Origin of the sequence: Pedobacter antarcticus, from assembly GCF_900103515.1 — a bacterium.
Classification (GTDB): domain Bacteria; phylum Bacteroidota; class Bacteroidia; order Sphingobacteriales; family Sphingobacteriaceae; genus Pedobacter; species Pedobacter antarcticus.
In genome coordinates this window covers 131511-151013 of sequence record NZ_FNGZ01000006.1, presented here as the reverse complement: position 1 = coordinate 151013, position 19503 = coordinate 131511, and the positions used below count along the sequence as shown (strand labels likewise).

Below are 19503 nucleotides of genomic sequence, written 5' to 3'. Positions count from 1 at the left end.
AAATTAAAATGGTAGGTCTGTTTGTTTGATATGAGTTACGGATAACACTTCCATGGCTCGGCTTTTCCGGATCTGCAGAATGCCGTTAATTTTCACCGTTTGATCTGCAGAAAGGTTTTTAAATTCATCTACATCCCTAAAGTAACAGGTGGTGTAAACGATCTTTTCAATAGACTGACCGTCTTTAAAATAGCTTTCATCCTGGATCAGGGTAAACTTAATTTTGATGGCACCTAATACCTCAGCCATAGTTGGAGCTCCGTAGATCTTACCGGTAATGTTTATAGGTTCAGCGTCTGGTTCCTTGTCACCGAGCATATCCAGATTCACATTCAACTTGTCATAGTCAAAAACAAAAGAGCTGGTATTGGTCTGCTTACCGGTTTTACTTCTAAATTTTCCAGAAGGATTATTACCTATGTAGCTTTCCTGATCTCGCATATAAGTCATTACAGTTTCCGGATTAAGACCGGTCTTACCTGTTTGTATTTTCTTCTCCTTTAGGTAGAGATTATGCACTGTGTTAAACCTTAAAAATAGTAGCTTCTTAGGCTCCGAAAATGTTTTGGTTGTTTCCTGGCCGCGACCGGCACCAATTTTTACTGCAGAAAGCGTTTCTACCTTGTAATCGAATCCCTGCTCAATAAAATCTTTGCTCAGTAAGAATTCAACAATGTTCCAGAACTCGCTTAATGCATTGCTCTCACTGACAATCGTACTTAGTGATATGATCTGTTTGATGCAGTGCTTGTAAAAGTCTGCACTAGAAAATTCCAGTGTTATTTTATCTGAAATAATGTCTACCATCGTGTAAGCATTGGCATAATTTTCAATAATCCTATTTTTAACAACTATACCATCCTTCGCCAGTGTGTTTTTTATTTGTTTAACATTTTCATTAAATCGTTCAACATATACCTGAGAAACGTAACTACGATGAGACATGATTTCACAGCTAATCGAAGTGATGCCTTTCTTTTCGTAATCCTTCAACTCGTCATAAAGCCGAACCTGTTCATCTGTTCTGTTATTATTCTCAGTAAACTTTTCAGGCAGGGTACGTTGCAAAATGGAACCATCATCACTGGTAGTAAGGAATTGGCCTAACAGCATGGCAAGGCAATTAATTTCCTGAGTTTTACTTTTTCCTTTTCGTCCGGATCCCTTTTCCCGGCCTTCACCATCAAAGGCTCCTTTAAAGGTTCTGGTCCGGTGCTCAGGGAGGGTTGCCTCGTCAAATTCATTGAAAAGTTGAATGACATTATAGAATCTTTCCAGTCTTTGAGCCAATGCGAAATCGGTACCGTTGTTTAAATTGAAGGCAGGCATATCGTGCAGGAATACGCTTGCACAACTTTCAGCAAATTTACTTTTACCGGATCCTGCTGGGCCCCAGGCATACGGAAGAGGACAGTTGTTGTTACGCTTGAAAATGATATCCTTGAAACAGGCAATTAGTGCATAACACACCCCCATCATTCCGGATGCACCGTACACTTTAGTCATATACCCACTCCACTTGGAGAAACTGAGATCTGTTTTTACATACTTTAAGTACTTATCATTCTTGTAATCATCCTCTGAGTCCGAATAACCAGCTAGTGCGTTACTGGCACTCATCGATATATAATTGGTTCCATCTACTTCAGCAACCCCGTACTCATCATATTTTATAATGTTGTCCTTATAAATCACATTGGAGAAAGCAAAAAATCCTTCTTTCTGCCAGCCTAATTTGTTCAATTCCCGGCATACCACATACTGGTGAAGAAATACGGCTTTCAATTTGTTCAGATGGCTTTTTGAGAATCCGTCAAACGTCATAAATACTCCTTTGTCCAATAGTATATTTTCAAACATGTCAGCGGAGCTCCAAGCTTTACTCGGCAATTCAATTACTTCTTTGACGTATCCATTATCTATCTCAGTAAGTCTCCGGTTGCTTTCAGCATCATCGGATTTGATGTGAACAATAGGTTTCAAAGCGAAATTTGTCAATCGTCTGGCTTCGTTGCCGCTCATTGCAAAATAGATTCCTGTGTTCTCCTGATCATCGTTTCTGGAGTCGAAGCCAACGGTATAGAACTTGTCTTTATTGATCCATTTGGGCAGTGCCTTCATTCCCTCAGGAACATGCTGAATAGATTCTTCCTGTTTCTTATCTGAATCCCTTTTAACCAGCTTGGAAATGATATTTGCTTTTACTTTGATCTGTTTAGAAATCTTTGCGATATAGGATTCCTTCAATAGATCGCTTTCAAACATGGATATCATATCACTAATTTTGCCCAAAACGAGATCTTCTGCAAAAGGATCGCCACCGGCTAATTTAAACAGCTCGGTTGATTTGAAAATAACGGCGTCTGTTTTATTGGTATTAATGTAATTGAGTAGCGGGCTTTGCATCTAAATAAGGTTTTCAAGGTATTCGTTTAGCACAGGTAATGTTCTGGAGAAGCTGTCAGGATCGTGGTCATCCGGCAATGGGCAGATATCCACTTTAAAGCCTTCTTTGAGTAAGATGTCGACTGTTTTTAGACTCGAGTTTTTACCAGCAACATCCCCATCATTCAGTAGTACCGCATAATTGGTGTACTTCTTTAATAGCTTTGCTTGACCCGAGGTAAAAGAAGTGCCGCAGGAAGCGACTGCATTTTGAACTCCGCACTGGTGACAACTGAGAACATCATAATATCCCTCTACAATTGTGGCAAATCCTAAAGTCCGTATGTGCTTTTGTGCTTGAAAAAGTCCGTAAAGCTGCTGGTCCTTTTTATAGAGAACGCTTTCTTTAGCATTCAAATATTTTGGATTGTCTTTATCCTTGTTATCCATCTTTCTGCCACCAAAACCTACGATATCACCTTTGTGATCGTGAATTGGAAACATAATCCTGTTCCGATAGACATCATAATTGCGATCATTCGAAGTGGCGATAAGTCCAATTTCAACTGCTGGAAAATAAAGACCTTTGTCTACAATTGCAGGTGTGATAAATTGCCATTTGTCAGGCGCATAGCCAATTTGAAAAGTTTCAATCGTTTCAAATTTTAACTGACGCTCTTTGTACAGCTCCAGCTTTACAGGATCGGTGATCAGCAGGCTATCCAGCAATTCGTGGTATTTTTTTGCTACACCTTTATTGATCAATTTCAAATCTGCCTTTTTCGCAGTTACTTCTTTTTCCTCTGGAGATTCTTCATCCTCCTGGAGATGGAAGTTTTTCCGGACGGCTAGTTGTCTAATGGCGCTGATAAAATCCATGTTATCTTTTTTCATCACAAAGCTGATGGCATCACCACCGACTCCACATCCAAAGCACTTAAATATCCCTTTACTCACTGATACTGTGAAGGAGGGTGTAGATTCATTGTGAAAAGGGCAGCAGCCAACGTACACAGATCCTCGCTTCTTTAATTTGATATCATAGCTTTCAACTGTATCCAGTATCTCGATTTGATCTCTTAATTCCTCTATTGACTCTGGTTTAATCATAAATCTTGTTATTTATTACCGGTAGACCGGTTGTTATATTCAATTGGTGCATTGTAAAATGCCGGAACGAGATAGAAGCAGATATATAGTATCATGCCGATAATCAGTATCACTCTAATAGACCCGTTTAGCAACTTTAATGTAGTCTCTCCCTTAGCTGCATTTTTTTTCGACTTCATAATATGTCGGTTAGATCTGTAATGCTAATGGAATCCATAATTTCGTCGATACGGCTTGATAGATTAAACACTACCTGCTGAAGAGCGTCATCACTTAAGAAGAAGGTTCGTTCCATTACTTCTCGCATCTCCAACGGTGTTAAATTATCAATCAGGAAGATTTTGTCCATGCCTTTAGATTCTCTAACTTTTATTACCCATAAAAAATGAGCTCTTCTATTTATATAGTGTTGCAAACATTGAATTCCATTATTCATATCTGGTTGATTTTAAAGTAAGCTGCAGTTGGGAACGGTGATTGTCAAGTGAAAGAACGTACTTCATTTAAAGGGAGAAAGCACCCTGGATTCCCAAATCCACTTACTTAGTTATTTACTTGACATTAAATTAATTTATGGTATTAGCGTTATTTGATTCTCCCGTACAATATTCGATTACAGGAGTTATGATATTTTTATATTGGAAATAATCGGCAGGGTCAAGCCCTGGAGCTATTGAATGGAATTTGTCTGCGTTTTCAGCTATCAAAAAACAGATATGGAAGTGCCCTCGAAGCTTTATATTTTCTAGCCAAGAAATAAGCTCATGCATTTCATTTTGGTGATAATTTGGTTTTAAGCGCCTCAGCCAAGTAAGCAGAGTTGTTATTACGTATTTCCTGTTTTGAAATACTGTCATTCGATCTTCACTCATTACAAGAGAGAGTGTGATCTGATGTCCCGCCAGTTCGGATGGCGAAACAGATTTGAGGTGTGATTTAAAGTTCATAGTTTAAAAGAATTGTTGTAAGAAATTATGCCCGCAGTCCTCGTACGGGCACTATTTATCCACCATTAAGCAAAAATGGATTTGCTAAGCCTATCAGTTAATCGTAAAAACTATTAGGCATAAAGAACTACTTGCTTAGAGTCTTGTATGAAGGGTTTGATCCTCTCCTATTAAATTAAGTTGTTGAGCATACAGAGCTAGGTCTGATTTTCGGAATAGATTTTTCCGGTCTCTTATATTTTTTGTGTGAGAAATAACAGTCAATAAGCTTATTCCTAATTCCGCGGCTATTTCCTTATTTAGTAATCCCCTACCGATCAGTTTCAAAACTTGAATCTGCCTATTTGTCAATCCCGATATTTGTGGAAGAGTCCTGCATAATTTCTTTTCTTGTTTACAGGACCCACGTAGGTCACATACCACATGCTCGCGTTGTAGTTTATTCATACCATAAACGTAGTCAGGAATATTATCGAACATTGAAACGTTACACTTTAGCCATTGATGTCTCTGCCCGGTAACCGAATGGATTCCCATATCAGCTAAACTCTTCCTATCCATTTTAGTAATCGAATTATCTATGGTGTCAGTCAGAAAGGATGGAAATTCCGGTTCAGGTATGCATCGACCGCCGATGAGGGCAAAATTCAGGTTAGATACTGAGAACAGTTCACCGTTATTATCTATCAATCCGGCGGGAAACTTCGACGTCATCATCTTTTAGCAAGAGCCTTAATCCTGTCAATTTGATTACTGGATTCTCCCTTAAGAAAATCTTGATATTCTTCAGCTACGTTTATAGTGGCATTAATTATATCGCGATTGTACTTTGCTCCAGGCCTAAGTGAATCTCTAATTGTTGTGGCACTGAATCCAACTCTGGCTTTGACCTGATTTACCCAATCAACAGGTAACTTCTCTTTCAGTGTTTCTAGATATGCATTTTCTAACATAGTACTTAAATAGGATTTTAAATTGGAGCTCAACATGGTATGTTTGCGGTACTAATTCGTTGCGCATCCGTTATACAAACGTGTACATTTCGTTGCATATATACAAAATATTTGCACACTTATTTACATAATAATGCGCAACACATTGTATATCAAATGAATAAAATTGTATCATTTTGCACTATGAATATTCATATAGGGAAGGAAATCAAAAAGATTGTCGACCAAAAAGGATGGTCTATCGTACATTTTGCCAAGGAGGCGAATATGTCGTATCGTACTGCACTATACCTTTTTGACCGTACAGATACTAGCATTGAACAGCTCTTAAATGTTAGCAAAGTCCTCGATTATGATTTCATGCAACTATTTAGGGGTAAAATCAACAATGAGGAAACACTGCAACAAAATGTACATGAAGAAAACAATATGAAAAAGGATTTCATAACGATGAACATTTCGCTTCAAATCGGTGGTAGACAATCGGTTTACGAGAATTTCCCAGAGCTTATAAGAAAGACCAGGACAATTGCTGAGAAATTAGGCTTTCAGCTTTTGTAGAAAAAAAATTAAAATTCAATTGGTATGTTGACTATATGCTGTCAACATTCTATATAACTAACTGACTTTAAGAGGCGTTTGGAATCCCTTCGGGAACACATATCCGTAAAAGTGCCTTTAAGTAATTTTAAAGGCACTTTTTTTTTATTTTCCACAATTAGTTCTTTAGGGCCCTGGCACATGAGGACACAATTAAAAATTGCGTAAAATTTATGAAAAAAGGTAAATGCTGTGATCTTAAGAGCTGCCTGATGTGTAGTTTAGTCCTACCAGAATGGCAAATAGCCATCAATGGACACCGAAAAAATTTTGTTGTAAAAAAAGGCGAACAGATCTTCAAGGAAGGCGAACCTGTTGCAGGCGTATATTTTGTATACCAAGGTAATATTAAGGTGCATAAACATTGGGGCGATAAAGAGCTGATACTGCGTTTTGCTAATTCCGGAAAGGTATTTGGCCACCGTGGCTTAGGCACACATAGCTCGGTTTATCCAATATCTGCAACAGCGATAGAGGAGACCTCACTTTGCTTCATTGACCTGGATTTTTTTATCACAACACTGAAGGTCAATCATGATTTTGCCTTTAAGCTGCTACTATTTTATGCCGATGAACTGCAGGAATCTGAAAAAAAAATGCGCAATCTGGCTCTGATGCCTGTAAAAGGCAGACTTGCGGTTGCCTTGCTAAATTTAAAATCGCAATTCGGGCTTGACCAATCAGGATACGTGGATATGGAATTAAGCAAACAGGATCTTGCCGCATTTACCGGGGCAACTTATGAAACGGTTTTTCGGATGACCACAGAACTTGTCAAAGAAAATTTAATCTCTTTATCCGGGAAAAGGATCATGATAACAAATGAGGATAAATTAAGACTCCTGTGTAAAGAGTCTTAATTTCTTTCAAAATTTATAGCCTACACCAGCACCTGGATGCCATTTTCCATTTTTAGTAATCGTTTTGGCATTGTAATATACAGGCACCTGTAGAACAAAATGTTTGTATACAGCCGTTAGCCCAAATCCCAGGGATGGGGTTACAGTTGAATTTTCAGAACTTCCAGATGCTACTTTATCCTTCTTTATTCTCAATCCAGGTACTAATCCCAAGAGCACTGAAACAGGTTTTTTACTAAATTTAATGCTTGGTCCCGCAAAATTTATATAAACACCTCGATCCACATAGCCGAGAATGATCATACCGTCGAAAAGTACCGGCTTGGTTGACTTATTTATTTCAGGAGTTTGTGGTTTTGCCGAAAAACAAACTACAGCAAGGCTTAGGAAGCTAAATATAGCAACCAAATTTCTGTACATCATAAAAGACTGGTTTAGCGGTTTAAGGACTAAGATGGAAAAGTTATGGGCTCTTTTTTTGAGGTGTAAGTATAATAAATGGCCATTCCAGTAAATAGCAGGCCACCTATAATGTTACCCACGGTAACGATGAGTTGGTTGTATAACCACCAATCCACTACAGTAACTTTAGCTCCAAACATCATTCCTGCCGGAATGACGAACATATTAACCACTGCGTGTTCATACCCTAATGCAAAGAATATAAAAATAGGAATTCCAGCAGCCATAATTTTACCTACAGTCGACTTTGAAGTCATGGCCATGACTACCCCCATGCAAACCATCCAATTGCATAAAATTGCTTTGACGAACGCCGATAATAAACCTGCAGTGCCATGTGCTGCATATCCGGTTGTTTTCTTCTCAGCAGCCGTAATCAACATTTGCTCTATTGTACCTAACGTATTCGCAGTTCCCAACTCTGAGGAGGCGCTCCAAAATAAAAAAGCAAAAAGTACACTTCCGATTAAATTTCCCGTGAAAACCCAAAATAGATTCTTAAGCATGGTTGGAGCTGATATTTTTCCTTCCATCCACGCTAGTGGAACCAGTGAAAAACTACCGGTTACCAATTCCAGACCAAGTATCACGATAATTACAAATCCTACTGGAAACACAAGTGCTCCAGCCATATTTACCTTAACCTGAGACGAAGCGAGATAGGCAAGTGTAACTGATATTCCAAGTAGTGCACCAGACATAGCACCTCTGATGAGCAAATCTTTTGTAGACAGCGATGCTTTAGTAACTGCGACATTCATCATCGTATCTGCTACTTCTTTTGGTGATACATAATCCATAATTCTATTATTTAATTTAAACCAATATAAACCGTTCCATCTTCTACCTTTACAGGATATGTTTGCAAGGCACATTCATCCCCGCTCAGACATTCCCCGGTTGCGAGGGAAAATGTTTTTTTATGGAAAGGACACGCTATTTTCGGCGTTTCTCCCGCCGATCCGATCATGCCGCGGCTAAGAGCCATTTGCTGGCGGTGCGGACAAAGGTTTTGAGTAGCATACCACTCATTACGACGTGTAAAATAGAATAAAGCGATCTGATCATCGCCACATTTAATGCATACCCCTCCGTTCTCGACTGCATCCTCGACGCGACATGCCGCAAACCAATTTGTTTTTGCTTCCTTCATAAATCTATTTTTAAGTTAAACTAGTGTCCAATCAGCAGCTTTTTTTTGCCCGCGCATTTCATCAAATTTCACGCTTGGATCTTTTTCTTCAGGTGCATTTGCAAAATGACTAAAACGCTTCCTGATTTCAGGATCTTCAATTGCCGTTTTCCACTCACACTGATAATTATTCACCAAAGTTTCCATTTCAGATTCCCACTGCCCTGCCATACCGAGACTGTCATTTATTACAACATTCCGCAGATATTCAATCCCACCTTCCATTTTACTAAGCCAAGGGGCTGTTCTCGTCAGCGGATCAGCTGTCCGGATATAGAACATCAAAAAACGGTCTATGTATCTGATACAAGTATCGCTATCTACATCTGTCGCTAGCAATTGCGCGTGCTGTGGTTTACTTCCACCATTGCCACACACATATAAATTCCAACCTTTTTCAGTTGCAATGATTCCGAAATCTTTACTTTGGGCTTCTGCACATTCCCGAATACACCCACTAACTGCAGATTTAAATTTGTGCGGTGCACGCAATCCCCTATAGCGCTCTTCAATTCGAATCGCATAACTGACACTATCGTTTAGTCCAAACCGACACCATGTACTTCCTACACAACTTTTTACAGTCCGCAAAGCTTTTCCATAGGCATGCCCGCTTTCAAAACCTGCGTCAATCAACTCTTTCCATATTAACGGGAGGTCACTTAGGTGCGCCCCAAACATATCAATACGCTGGCCACCTGTTATTTTGGTATAAAGGCTATATTTTTTTGCTATCTCTCCAATGACCATCAATTTTTCGGGCGTTATTTCTCCTCCGGGTATACGAGGTACGACGGAATAAGTTCCTCCCTTCTGAATGTTAGCTAAAAAACGATCGTTGCTGTCCTGGGCGGTATCGTTACCTTTCTTTAAGATCATATCATTCCATAGACTTGCCAAAAGCGACGATACCAGGGGTTTACATACTTCGCAACCATCCCCTTCACCCAGGTTATTCAGCACCTGCTCGTAATTTTTTAGATTATGGATCTTTATAAGATCATAAAGCTCCTGTCTGCTTAACTGAAAATGTTCGCAAACCACATTTCTTACATATTTACCATTTTGCTTCATTGTATGAAGCATCAGGTCTTTGATCATTGGCACGCAACCCCCGCAGCCTGTCCCTGCTTTAGTACATTTTTTTATAGCCTCTACTGATTCACAACTGTTTTCTGTTACTGCGTTACAAATTCTTACTTTAGAAACTCCCTCACAACTACAAATCAAAGCATCATCCGGAAGCCCTGCCAAACCGGTATTCTCTGTTTGGTCATTACCACCCCTTGAGCCAAGAATTAGATCTTCAGGATTAGTTGGGAGAAGAATCTTATTATTTACGGTTTGCAGCAGCATGTTATAAGCTTCAGCCTCGCCTATTAATATCCCTCCAAGTAAGTGTTTTCCATCGTTGCTGATATTTATGCGTTTATAAATACCTTTGTGACTATCTTCAAAAAGAATTGTTCTTGACTCTGGTTCTGTAGTAAAAGGATCTCCAAAGCTAGCGACATCTACCCCAATCAGTTTCAGTTTTGTACTCATATCAAAGCCTTTAAAAGGCTTGTGTTCGTTGCACAACTTAGCTGCCGCTACTTCAGCCATCTCATAACCTGGAGCAATCAAACCGTAAATATTGTGATCAAACAGTGCACATTCGCCAACAGCAAAAACTGCTGGGTCACTGGTTTGCATATATTCATTTACAATAATGCCTCCTCTTGTACCTACCTCAAGGCCAGAAAGTTTCGCAAGTTCATCTCTTGGCCTTATCCCTGCAGAGATTACCAGCATGTCAGTTTTCAATTCAAGCCCGTCGTTAAATTTTAACGCATTAATTTGGTTTGTTCCCTCAATGCTGCTTGTGCCTTTATTAGTGTAAATATTTAGACCAAGTGTTTTAAGCTTGTTTTGCAATACGCCGCTACCCGCACTATCTATTTGTCTCGGCATTAAATGAGATGCAAATTCCACCACATTTGTTTCTCGTAGTTTCAGATCCATAAGCGCCTTTGCAGCTTCCAACCCCAATAAACCACCACCTAATACTGTACCTATATTAATATTTGCTGCATAATTTCTAATTAGATCAAGATCTTCGATAGTCCGATATACAAAAACGCCGTCCTTATCAATACCAGGTATATCTGGTACAAATGGAGATGAGCCTGTTGCGATAATCAAATAATCGTATGAAACGGTAAGACCATTAAATGAATAGACCGTTTTATCTACTCTGTTAATCTCTTTAACCGGATCGCCCAAATAAAGTTTAATCCCGTTTTTCGTATACCAATCGCCTGAAGTTAAAGAAAGGTTTTCTGCAGATTTTCCATTGAAATATTCACTTAAGTGAACCCTGTCATAAGCCATTCTTGATTCTTCACCAAAAACTACGAGATTGAAATTTTGGGATTTTCCAATAATCTTCTCGCAAAACTTAAATCCAACCATTCCATTTCCAATTACAACTACTTTTATGTGTTTCATCCTATATTTTTATTAGTCTTTTGCATAAAACTGAACACTAAACAGAAAATACATCTATAAATGAATTTTAAATTCAATAATAAAATCAAATAAACAAATTAATGATAAATAAGACTGAAATAAATCGATATTTAATGATATATATTAATCAAATTTATATTTTTTGTGAATAAAAACAAATATTATATGATATTTATCATAAAAAATCATAAATTAATAATAAGTATTAAATTATATCACCAAAAAATAACCTAAATGACAGAAAATAGTAGTGATTTTGGATTTTTTATAATCGGAAGCGGACCTGGAGACCCAGAATTAATCACTTTAAAAGGATATCGTATATTAAAACGAGCACAAGTGATCCTTTATGATAATTTAGTAAACAAAAAGCTATTGGAAATAGCTCCGAAAGACTGTAAAATGATTTATGTGGGCAAACAACCTTACGGAAACTATACTCCTCAAGAGGTTATTCACGAACTCATCAAAGCTTACACACAAACCCATCAGGTTGTCGTACGTTTAAAAGGAGGAGATCCCTTTATTTTCGGCAGAGGATTCGAAGAAGTACTCTTTGCAGAAAAGCATAAGATATCTGCACACTATATTCCAGGCATAAGTAGTATGCAAGCCAGCGGATTAAGCGGTATACCACTGACACACCGGGGGGTTAGCGAAAGTATGTGGGTAATTACAGGGACAAAGAAAGATGGTAGTTTGTCTAAAGATTTACACTGTGCCATAAAAAGCTCAGCTACAGTAATCATTTATATGGGTATGAAAAAACTGGCAGAAATAGCGGACGTTTACATCAGAGCCGAAAGGGGTGATATGCCAGCTGCAATTATACAACACGCGTCATTACCAGAACAAAAAAAAGTTGTTTGTAAGGTTAAAAATCTGATGACAGCTGCCGAACATAGCGGTTTAACTTGTCCAGCAATTATAATTATCGGTGGGGTTGTGGCTGTCGGAAATCACGCTTCCCTACTTCATGTTGTTCATTCCTGAAATAAGTTGCCCGGCAATTATACCGGTTAGCTCGCTATACGCTGAAAGGCTATTGAGCCGGTATTGATACGGTGTTCAGTCGGTAATAGGGTATATCAACAGCGACTGAACACCGTATCAATACCCTATCAACACCGTTTTAACCTTTAACAATATCCGGGTTATCATAATGATAATGGCTCTTCGACCTTCAAGGCTAACGGTTGTTTAAAACCTTCCTCCGGAAATCTCGCTTCCGAAGAAGATTGAGTTCAGGAATAACCTGTCTGTACCATGCCAGTAATGTCTGTAATTTGGATCTTCGGCAAATAGAACGACGGTACCTGCCCCTGCAGAGGCAACCAAAATAGCCGCGCTATTACTGATCTTAGCTCTGTTATCTTTAGACACATAACCGCTCACATAAGCTTCAGGTAGATATTGCGCTACCGTAGCATACCTGTCTTTTGATGGCTGCAGAATAGTCGTACCTGTTTTAGTAAAAAAAACTTTCCTGTCTGTCAGACCGAATGCAATCGGATTACTCAGATCTACATCTGCCAGAAAGATTCCGCCGTTAATTCTTTTAGCTGTTTCTGTCTCTGATTTTGTCACGTAATCTAATCTTTGTGCTGTTCCTTTTTTGGCAGTAGCAGAATCGGTATATAATTTTTCCTGCACAAATTTTTCTTTGATTACCCATTCAGAAGCATTTCTAAAAGTTATTAATGTGCCACCTGCATTTACCCAGTTTCTGATTTTTTCAACACTGCGTTTATCCAGCGCATCGTAATTTCCAGATACCAGGACCAAAGAACTGTAGCGTGACAGATCAGTTCTGCCCAAATTACCGGCTTCCAGTTTAGTTACCGGCAAGTTCAATTGCTGGTTTAGTAAGAACCAAACCTCTCCCACCTCACCTGCTGTGATACCCGTTCCAGTCAGTAAAGCCACTTCTGGTTTTTTAACCGTGCGGATGTTATTGCTACCTAAGTCAATGCCCTCCAGACTAAAACCTGTTCCTGTGCTCTGAAATTGCAGCCCAGCAACAACTCCAGCCTGCAGTACGGCCTTATATAAACTGTCTGCTGACACTTCCTGGTTAGCTACCGGTATAACCAATGAACCGTAGCTGAAAGTTTGCTTACCAGCTGCGGTATTAGCCGTAAATGGCTTATAAGTCGCTTTAACACGAATACCTCTTTTCTGTAAATCATATAAAGCACGAGATGCATTATAGTCAGACCAGTCCAGCAAATAAGCATAAGTGCTTTTTGTCAATGCAGATGCTGTCTTTAACTGTGGAGCCTTGTCAACAGTACTTCCCAAAGCAGGTAACACCTTTAATTTGGCATATTTCAATCCGTACGCATGAATTACAGACCACGATGTATTATCATAGAAAGCACTGTCTTTCAATTTCGCTGTTTCCTCAAATATAGAGTGAACAATCCGGAAATTAGGTTGTACAGATGGCACAATAAAAGCTTTGCCTTTCTCAAATTTCTTACCATCCACAGTCAGGTCCTGATCAAGTGGATAAACCTTTAAACGGTGCGTTAAAGTCAGATCCAGTAATTTCTGAGTTAAAGAAAGGTCTTTACTATCTCCGAAAATAAATCCTTTAGCCGGGTTAGCCCTTCCCTGATCCAATGCTGTTTGGAAGAATTCTTTCTGTAATTTAAATAAGTTCAGTTTTTCTGCAACAGCACCTTTAACTGTCGACAGTCCGCTTGTCAGCTGGTTCCTGATCGTAAATGGAAAAGTAACCAGGCCATTATCACTTTCCTGTACTAATCCGCGTGAGCTTCCTTGTTCAAAAGTTACACCGACTGCACCAAAGAAATCTGGGTAAGTAGAGCCATAAATTGGTGATACGTTATCAAAAGCCTCCTTGGTAAAATAAAGCGATCCGATTTTATCCAGTGCTTCCACATGATATTTAGCAAGCGTCGCGTTAAAATCATAGGATGCTTTAGGTAAAATCGGACTTTCATGTCCCGCTGGTGAAGGCTCAAAATAATATGTACTGCCCGTGCCCATCTCATGAAAATCGATATGAACATTTGGATACCATTGGTGAAAAACAGCCAGTCGGTTCTGACTTTCCACTTGTGCAGCACTTAACCAATCCCGGTTCAAATCTGTAAAGAAGTGATTAGTTCTGCCCGCCGGCCATCCTTCCTGGTGTTCTTTGTCTGCCGGATCAGAAACCGGAGGAAATGATTTATAGGCGTTATGCCAGTTTGCAGCCCTGTCTCTTCCGTCAGGATTCAGTGAGGGATCAATTAGCACTACAGCTTCCTGTAACCATTTCGTAGTTTCAGGATTTTGGTTCGCCGCCAGGTAATAAGCAGTTAATAAAGCTGCTTCTCCGCTGGAGGTTTCGTTTCCGTGAACACTATACCCTAATAATACCACAACAGGCGAGCTCGCGCCCAGAATAGTCTTCGCCGGGTCTGCCAGTGTAACGTGTTCTTTGCGAATATCCTCGATTTTACTATAATTAGCAGCCGCAGTAATTGTAGCGATCAGCTGTGGTCTTTCTTCATAGGTCTTTCCGATAAACTGCAGGTGTACACGGTCAGATGTCTTTTCCAGTTCTTTAAAATAGGCGACAACCTGGTCATGGCGTGTATAGTGACTTCCTATCGGATAGCCCAGAAATTGTTCCGGCGTAGGTACTTTAGGGTCAAACTGACCGGCCCCCGGGAAAAAGTATTGCTGCTGAGCCCGGGCCAGCCCGGCCAGAAAAACCAGAGACAGACTTAGTAAAAGTGATTTGTGTAGTTTCATATAATGGTTTGCGTTGATTTTAGAAATTAATAGCCTGGGTTTTGTACAACATCCGGATCAGAAAGAATATCTGAATAAGGGATAGGAAACAGCCAGAAATTCGGATTAGTCACTCCAAGTACCTCGCCTGTTTTTTTGGTTCTGGCCAGATCGAACCAGCGATGCGCTTCGAAAGCAAACTCTAAACTATTCTCATCTGCTATCGCCTGAAGTACTTGTTCTTTATTGCCACCTGTAAGCGGTGCAACTCCAGCTCTTGTTCTGATTACATTTAGATCTGCTCTCGCGCCATCCAGATTTCCTGAATTTGCCCTTGACTCTGCACGGATCAGATATAATTCTGCAATCCGGATCAGGTAAGCAGGGTCTACGCTCACACCAGCGGTATTATACAATACCCCGTAAACTGTAGTTCCTGAACCAGCCACTAAGCTTTTTCTGCTTCCGCCGATTGCCGGATTATTAATTTTGGAAACAAAGCCATCTGAAGGTTTAAGCGTAAACTGTCCGCCGGAAGAACTTGGGTACCACAGATTCCAGAAACTGTTTCTGTCATTTGCAGAAAAACTTAGTTCCAGAACTGATTCGGAGCTTAAAAAAGGACTGGTGAAAAACGTTTTATAATTGTCTACCAGTTTAAATTTAGGCTGATTGATAACCTGGGTTGCATAAGCTTCCGCTTCTGTCCAATTTTCCCTGTACAGATTCAGACGGGCTCGTAAAGCTCTTGCTGTACTTTTTTGAGCCCGGTTACGGGTATTGGCATCGTCGGCAGGTAATAATTCTTCAGCCTTAACCAGATCTGCCAGTACCTGATCGTAAGTCTGGGCTAGCGTACTTCTTTTTACACCTTTCAGCGCATTCAGATCTACCGTTGGATTTAACTGAATTTGGACACCTCCCCATCCTCTGCCCAGATCAAAATATCCAATTGCACGCAGAAAATAAGCTTCTCCAAGTATTTTATTCTTCTCTTCAGGGGTTAATAGCGGATCATTTACTCCGGGAATTCCAGCAATCACACCATTCGCAGAATTTATCATGCGATATATCTTTCTATAAGCAGAAACAGTGATTACATTATCTGTAGGAATCGCGTTCTGATCCAGCTGAAGGTATTCACTCAGCGTGCCATTAAAAATCACATTATCTGCTGTTATTGTACCTAAAGTTGGGTAATCTGCACTGTAGTAATTTTGCAAACCATCATATGTCCCGATAATTGCCGCCCTGGCTGTACCGGCATCAATAATGGCCGATGCTGTTGGCAAGGCATTATTAGGTACCACATCTAAATATTTTTTGCAGGAGCCAAGCAGTAAAGTTAAACTAAACAGGTAGGCTGCGGTAAGAGTTATTTTTTGAGTTCTCATGAGAATATCTTTTAATTATAAGCTGACATTAACGCCTACTTGTATAGTTCGTGATTGCGGTACCGTGGCCCAGTCATACCCGGCAGTATTCTGATTACTACTTTGTGAACTTACTTCTGGATCAAGTCCTTTGTATTTGGTGAAGGTTAAAAGGTTAGAACCTGAAACATAAATCCGTGCTCTGCTGATACCCCATCTCGCACTGGTTACAGTAGGTATAGTATAACCCAATGACACATTTTTTAAACGTATAAATGACCCATCTTCCAGATAACGGCTACTCAGACTGGCTACATTTCCTCCGTAGTTATTTGCAGATCCGCCATTTACAGTGGGGTCTCCGCTGAAAGTGGTCATTCTCGGAATATCTGTTTGTTGTCCTTCATAATGCCATCTCTCCAGTTGTCTTGGCAGGAAACCAATATTACTTTGTGTTCCACCATGAACCAGAAAGAAATCGTTCATGTTCATGATTTTATTTCCCTGCTGAAAGATAAAGAAGACATTCAGATCGAAATTTTTAACCTTAACCGTATTGTTTAATCCTCCTGTATATTTAGGTAAAGCATTACCTACAATCTGTCTGTCAGCGGAAGTGATCAGACCGTCTCCATTTACGTCGTCATAAACAGCATTACCTGTTTTTGGATCTACATATAATTGTTTGTACAACTGGAAAGAGTTTACTGCGTAACCTTCTCTCAGGATTGAAATATTTCTTCCTGAGGCACCTAACGTAATATCAGAGGCTAATTTTTCGATCTTATTGTTGTTCTTTGACACATTGAATTCTGTAGTCCAGCTGAAATTTTTAGTTTCCACATTTACTGAACTGATGCTTAATTCCAGACCTTTATTTCTAACTGCACCGTAGTTCTGCAGATAAGAGCTAAAACCCGAACGATAAGGCACAGGCACGTTCAGCAACAGATCATAGGTGTATTTATTATAATAATCAAAGGAAACGTTCAGCCTTTTCTTCAAGATGGAGAACTCAGTGCCCAAGTCTATCTGACGGGTAGTCTCCCAGGTTAAGTCCGGGTTAGCCAATTGTGATGGTGCTGTACCAGCTGTCTCCAGGTAATTATATCCTGCCGACCATAAACCGAGTGCTGCATAGTCATCTATACCATTCTGATTACCGGAAAGGCCTATACTACCTCGGAATTTCAGTTCATCAAATATGTTCAGATCTTTGATAAAAGTCTCTTGTCCAGCTCTCCAGGTAAGTCCTCCTGATGGGAAATAACCCCATTGTTTATTGATCCCGAATTTCGAAGAGGCATCAGCACGAATACTTCCATCAATAGTGTACTTGTTGTCATAGGTATAACTTGCTTTACCAAAAAAAGAAACCATTTTATTCTGCGAGCGGGCTGAAGATCCGGAGCGGATAGCTGCATTATCTATCGACCTCAAAGAATTGGTTGCAAATCCGGTTCCGGAAGCGCTGGTAGTCTCATATAATTTGGAATAAATGGTATTCCCAACCAATGCATTGATATTATGCTTTTTATTCTCACCGAAGGATTTGATATAGGTTAATACCTGCTCATTTGTTAAGACCAGATTTTTTGTTTCATAGGATGCTGCAGAACCATTAGAGGCAATACCAGCACTAATCAATGTATTACTGTAGCTATTCTCATATACGCTGTTATTATCGATACTCCAGCTGGTTCTCAGCTTTAATTCCGGCAGGATTGTATACTCTCCGAATACATTACCAATCGTACGCCACCCAACCGCATGGTTATCCAGGTTTTCTATCAGTGCCAGGTGGTTATCAAAACTTCCATAACGGGCATACGTTCCATCTGGCTTGTAGATAGGCAAATATGACCTTGGGAAAATGGCTGAGTTAATTACACCAGTCGGATTATTATCACTTCCACTCAATGCTCTTTCAGTCCTGGTAAAATTAAAGCTGGTTCCAATTTTTAATCTATCGGTTAACCGGTTGTCATAATTGAAACGCCCGGTAAATCTTTCAAAATCCGAAGGCTTCACTACACTCTCTTGTTTTAGATAGCCTACACCAGTATAGTAGGTACTTGTTGCAGAACCTCCTTGTGCAGATACTTCGTAATTTGAAGTTTTTGCAGTTCTGAACAGTCCGCTTACACGGTCATATGTGGGCTGGGAAGTCGGATCTGCGAACGGAAGCACAATAGTGGAAGGATCTTTCTTCTGATCCAGTCCTGTATTCAGCACCGCCTCATTAGCCAGCATCGCTGTCTCAGCGCCACTAACGCTCTTGAATTTATTTACAGCTTCAGACCAGCCCTGATAAGTACTCAGGTTGATTTTCGCTTTAGTGTTTAAACTACCGCGCTTAGTCGTGACCAGCACAACTCCATTAGCGCCCATAGATCCGTAGATGGCTGTTGCACTGGCATCTTTAAGGATAACCAATGATTCGATATCTTCAGGGTTAATATCTGCAAGTGGGTTTGATGCAGTCTGGTTACCCAGACCGGCCCTGATGGAATTGCTACTATTTACAAATACACCATCGATAACATATAATGGTTCTACAGATGCATTTATCGAGTTATTTCCACGAATCCGGAAAGTGATACCTCCACCAGGAACACCGGAGTTGGAAGATACCTGTACGCCGGCAGCTTTACCCTGAATAAGTTGATTGAATCCAGATCCGCCGGTTGCAGTCAGGTCCTCTCCTTTTAATGTGGTAATAGAACCAGCGATAAACTTACGTTCCTGGGTACTGTAGCCTGTTACAACTACTTCGCTAAGTTGCTGAAGATCGGGCTCCAGTGCAATCACTTTACCGATATCCCTAAGCTGAACGGTTTTACCTAAGTATCCGATATAGCTGAATAAAAGACTTTTTTCTGCTTCAGCAACACGAATACTGAATGTCCCGTCAGTATTGGTTAATGTTCCGGACTTCTGCCCTGAAACCCTGATACTCACTCCTGGTAAAGGCTGCTGATCAGTCTGATCAACCACTTTACCAGTAATGGTCCTGTCCTGCGCCTGGACTTCCAGAGCGAATAGGACCCAAATTATAAATAGTAATTTTGTTTTCATTTAAGCTGATTTATAAGAAACAGGTATGAATTCAAACAGGTAGATGGATGGCATAGCAAAGCCACGCTACAGTTCCAACCCGGAATTTTCACACGAAATAATAGATATAGCTATCCCTGGCCCCCTATTCGGGCGCATCATTTTATAGCTGAAATTAGAAATGAAAAGCCGTAATACGGCTTGTATGAGGCAGGATTATGCCATCATACAACATCGCATGGGAGTCATGCAATCAAGAGAAACTGGAGAAAGTGTAATAAGATTAATCGACGTCTGCACAGCAGG

At 40.0% G+C, this 19503-nt stretch carries 17 protein-coding genes; 3 read left to right on the top strand and 14 right to left on the bottom strand.

Translation table 11 applies throughout. The features are described 5' to 3' along the window. Positions 1-3: 3 nt before the first annotated feature. The 7 genes from BLR53_RS13620 to BLR53_RS13595 all read right to left on the bottom strand — a co-directional run bounded on the left by BLR53_RS13620 (position 4) and on the right by BLR53_RS13595 (position 5395). Positions 4-2406 carry a hypothetical protein gene (locus BLR53_RS13620; RefSeq protein WP_074590415.1) on the bottom strand — a complete coding sequence of 801 codons (2403 nt, stop codon included), beginning with the start codon at positions 2404-2406 and terminating at the stop codon, positions 4-6. Next, a complete protein-coding gene (dnaG, locus tag BLR53_RS13615) occupies positions 2407-3495 on the bottom strand; it encodes a DNA primase (RefSeq protein ID WP_074590413.1) in 1089 nt (362 codons plus the stop codon). It lies immediately after the preceding gene. A gap of 8 nt (positions 3496-3503) precedes the next feature. Then, positions 3504-3674, bottom strand: a complete 171-nt coding sequence (locus BLR53_RS19965) for a hypothetical protein (protein ID WP_176763545.1) — start codon at positions 3672-3674, stop codon at positions 3504-3506. Beyond that, positions 3671-3844: a hypothetical protein gene (locus BLR53_RS19960; RefSeq protein ID WP_176763544.1), complete on the bottom strand. Its 174-nt coding sequence runs from the start codon at positions 3842-3844 to the stop codon at positions 3671-3673. The genes BLR53_RS19965 and BLR53_RS19960 overlap by 4 nt, the downstream gene beginning before the upstream one ends. A 217-nt stretch (positions 3845-4061) precedes the next feature. Next, on the bottom strand, positions 4062-4442 hold the full coding sequence (locus BLR53_RS13605) for a hypothetical protein (RefSeq protein ID WP_074590409.1): 381 nt from the start codon (positions 4440-4442) through the stop codon (positions 4062-4064). A gap of 135 nt (positions 4443-4577) precedes the next feature. Further along, positions 4578-4889, bottom strand: coding sequence for a response regulator transcription factor (locus BLR53_RS20335; protein ID WP_425312223.1), 312 nt, complete (start codon positions 4887-4889; stop codon positions 4578-4580). Between the two features lie 266 nt (positions 4890-5155). Next, positions 5156-5395, bottom strand: a complete 240-nt coding sequence (locus BLR53_RS13595; RefSeq protein ID WP_074590405.1) for a hypothetical protein — start codon at positions 5393-5395, stop codon at positions 5156-5158. Positions 5396-5578: 183 nt separating this feature from the next. Here BLR53_RS13595 and BLR53_RS13590 point away from each other — a divergent pair, with 183 nt between their 5' ends. Then, positions 5579-5956: a hypothetical protein gene (locus BLR53_RS13590; RefSeq protein WP_074590403.1), complete on the top strand. Its 378-nt coding sequence runs from the start codon at positions 5579-5581 to the stop codon at positions 5954-5956. Positions 5957-6168: 212 nt separating this feature from the next. Then, positions 6169-6855: a Crp/Fnr family transcriptional regulator gene (locus BLR53_RS13585; protein WP_074590400.1), complete on the top strand. Its 687-nt coding sequence runs from the start codon at positions 6169-6171 to the stop codon at positions 6853-6855. Positions 6856-6861: 6 nt separating this feature from the next. Here the strand turns inward: BLR53_RS13585 and BLR53_RS13580 are convergent, their stop codons facing one another. Genes BLR53_RS13580 through nirB form a run of 4 tightly spaced genes read right to left on the bottom strand, consistent with a single transcriptional unit; the run spans position 6862 to position 10999 of the window. Further along, positions 6862-7278 (bottom strand): hypothetical protein, encoded by a 417-nt coding sequence (locus BLR53_RS13580; protein WP_244889525.1) that lies wholly within the window; start codon positions 7276-7278, stop codon positions 6862-6864. Between the two features lie 26 nt (positions 7279-7304). Next, entirely contained in the window at positions 7305-8117 is an 813-nt protein-coding gene (locus BLR53_RS13575) for a formate/nitrite transporter family protein (RefSeq protein WP_074590397.1), read from the bottom strand. 11 nt (positions 8118-8128) lie between these two features. Continuing rightward, the gene (nirD, locus tag BLR53_RS13570) at positions 8129-8470 is read right to left on the bottom strand and encodes a nitrite reductase small subunit NirD (protein WP_074590394.1); all 342 of its coding nucleotides are present in this window, start codon (positions 8468-8470) and stop codon (positions 8129-8131) included. Between the two features lie 15 nt (positions 8471-8485). Beyond that, positions 8486-10999: a nitrite reductase large subunit NirB gene (gene nirB, locus BLR53_RS13565; RefSeq protein ID WP_074590392.1), complete on the bottom strand. Its 2514-nt coding sequence runs from the start codon at positions 10997-10999 to the stop codon at positions 8486-8488. A 255-nt stretch (positions 11000-11254) separates the two neighbouring features. Between nirB and cobA the strand changes: the two genes are divergently transcribed. Beyond that, complete coding sequence (gene cobA / locus BLR53_RS13560) at positions 11255-12013, top strand: uroporphyrinogen-III C-methyltransferase (RefSeq protein WP_074590389.1); 759 nt, start codon at positions 11255-11257, stop codon at positions 12011-12013. A gap of 207 nt (positions 12014-12220) precedes the next feature. Here the strand turns inward: cobA and BLR53_RS13555 are convergent, their stop codons facing one another. Genes BLR53_RS13555 through BLR53_RS13545 form a run of 3 tightly spaced genes read right to left on the bottom strand, consistent with a single transcriptional unit; the run spans position 12221 to position 19218 of the window. Further along, positions 12221-14788, bottom strand: a complete 2568-nt coding sequence (locus tag BLR53_RS13555) for a M14 family zinc carboxypeptidase (RefSeq protein ID WP_074590387.1) — start codon at positions 14786-14788, stop codon at positions 12221-12223. Positions 14789-14814: 26 nt separating this feature from the next. Then, positions 14815-16161 carry a RagB/SusD family nutrient uptake outer membrane protein gene (locus BLR53_RS13550; RefSeq protein WP_074590385.1) on the bottom strand — a complete coding sequence of 449 codons (1347 nt, stop codon included), beginning with the start codon at positions 16159-16161 and terminating at the stop codon, positions 14815-14817. A gap of 15 nt (positions 16162-16176) precedes the next feature. Further along, positions 16177-19218: a SusC/RagA family TonB-linked outer membrane protein gene (locus BLR53_RS13545; protein WP_037441688.1), complete on the bottom strand. Its 3042-nt coding sequence runs from the start codon at positions 19216-19218 to the stop codon at positions 16177-16179. Positions 19219-19503 lie beyond the last annotated feature (285 nt).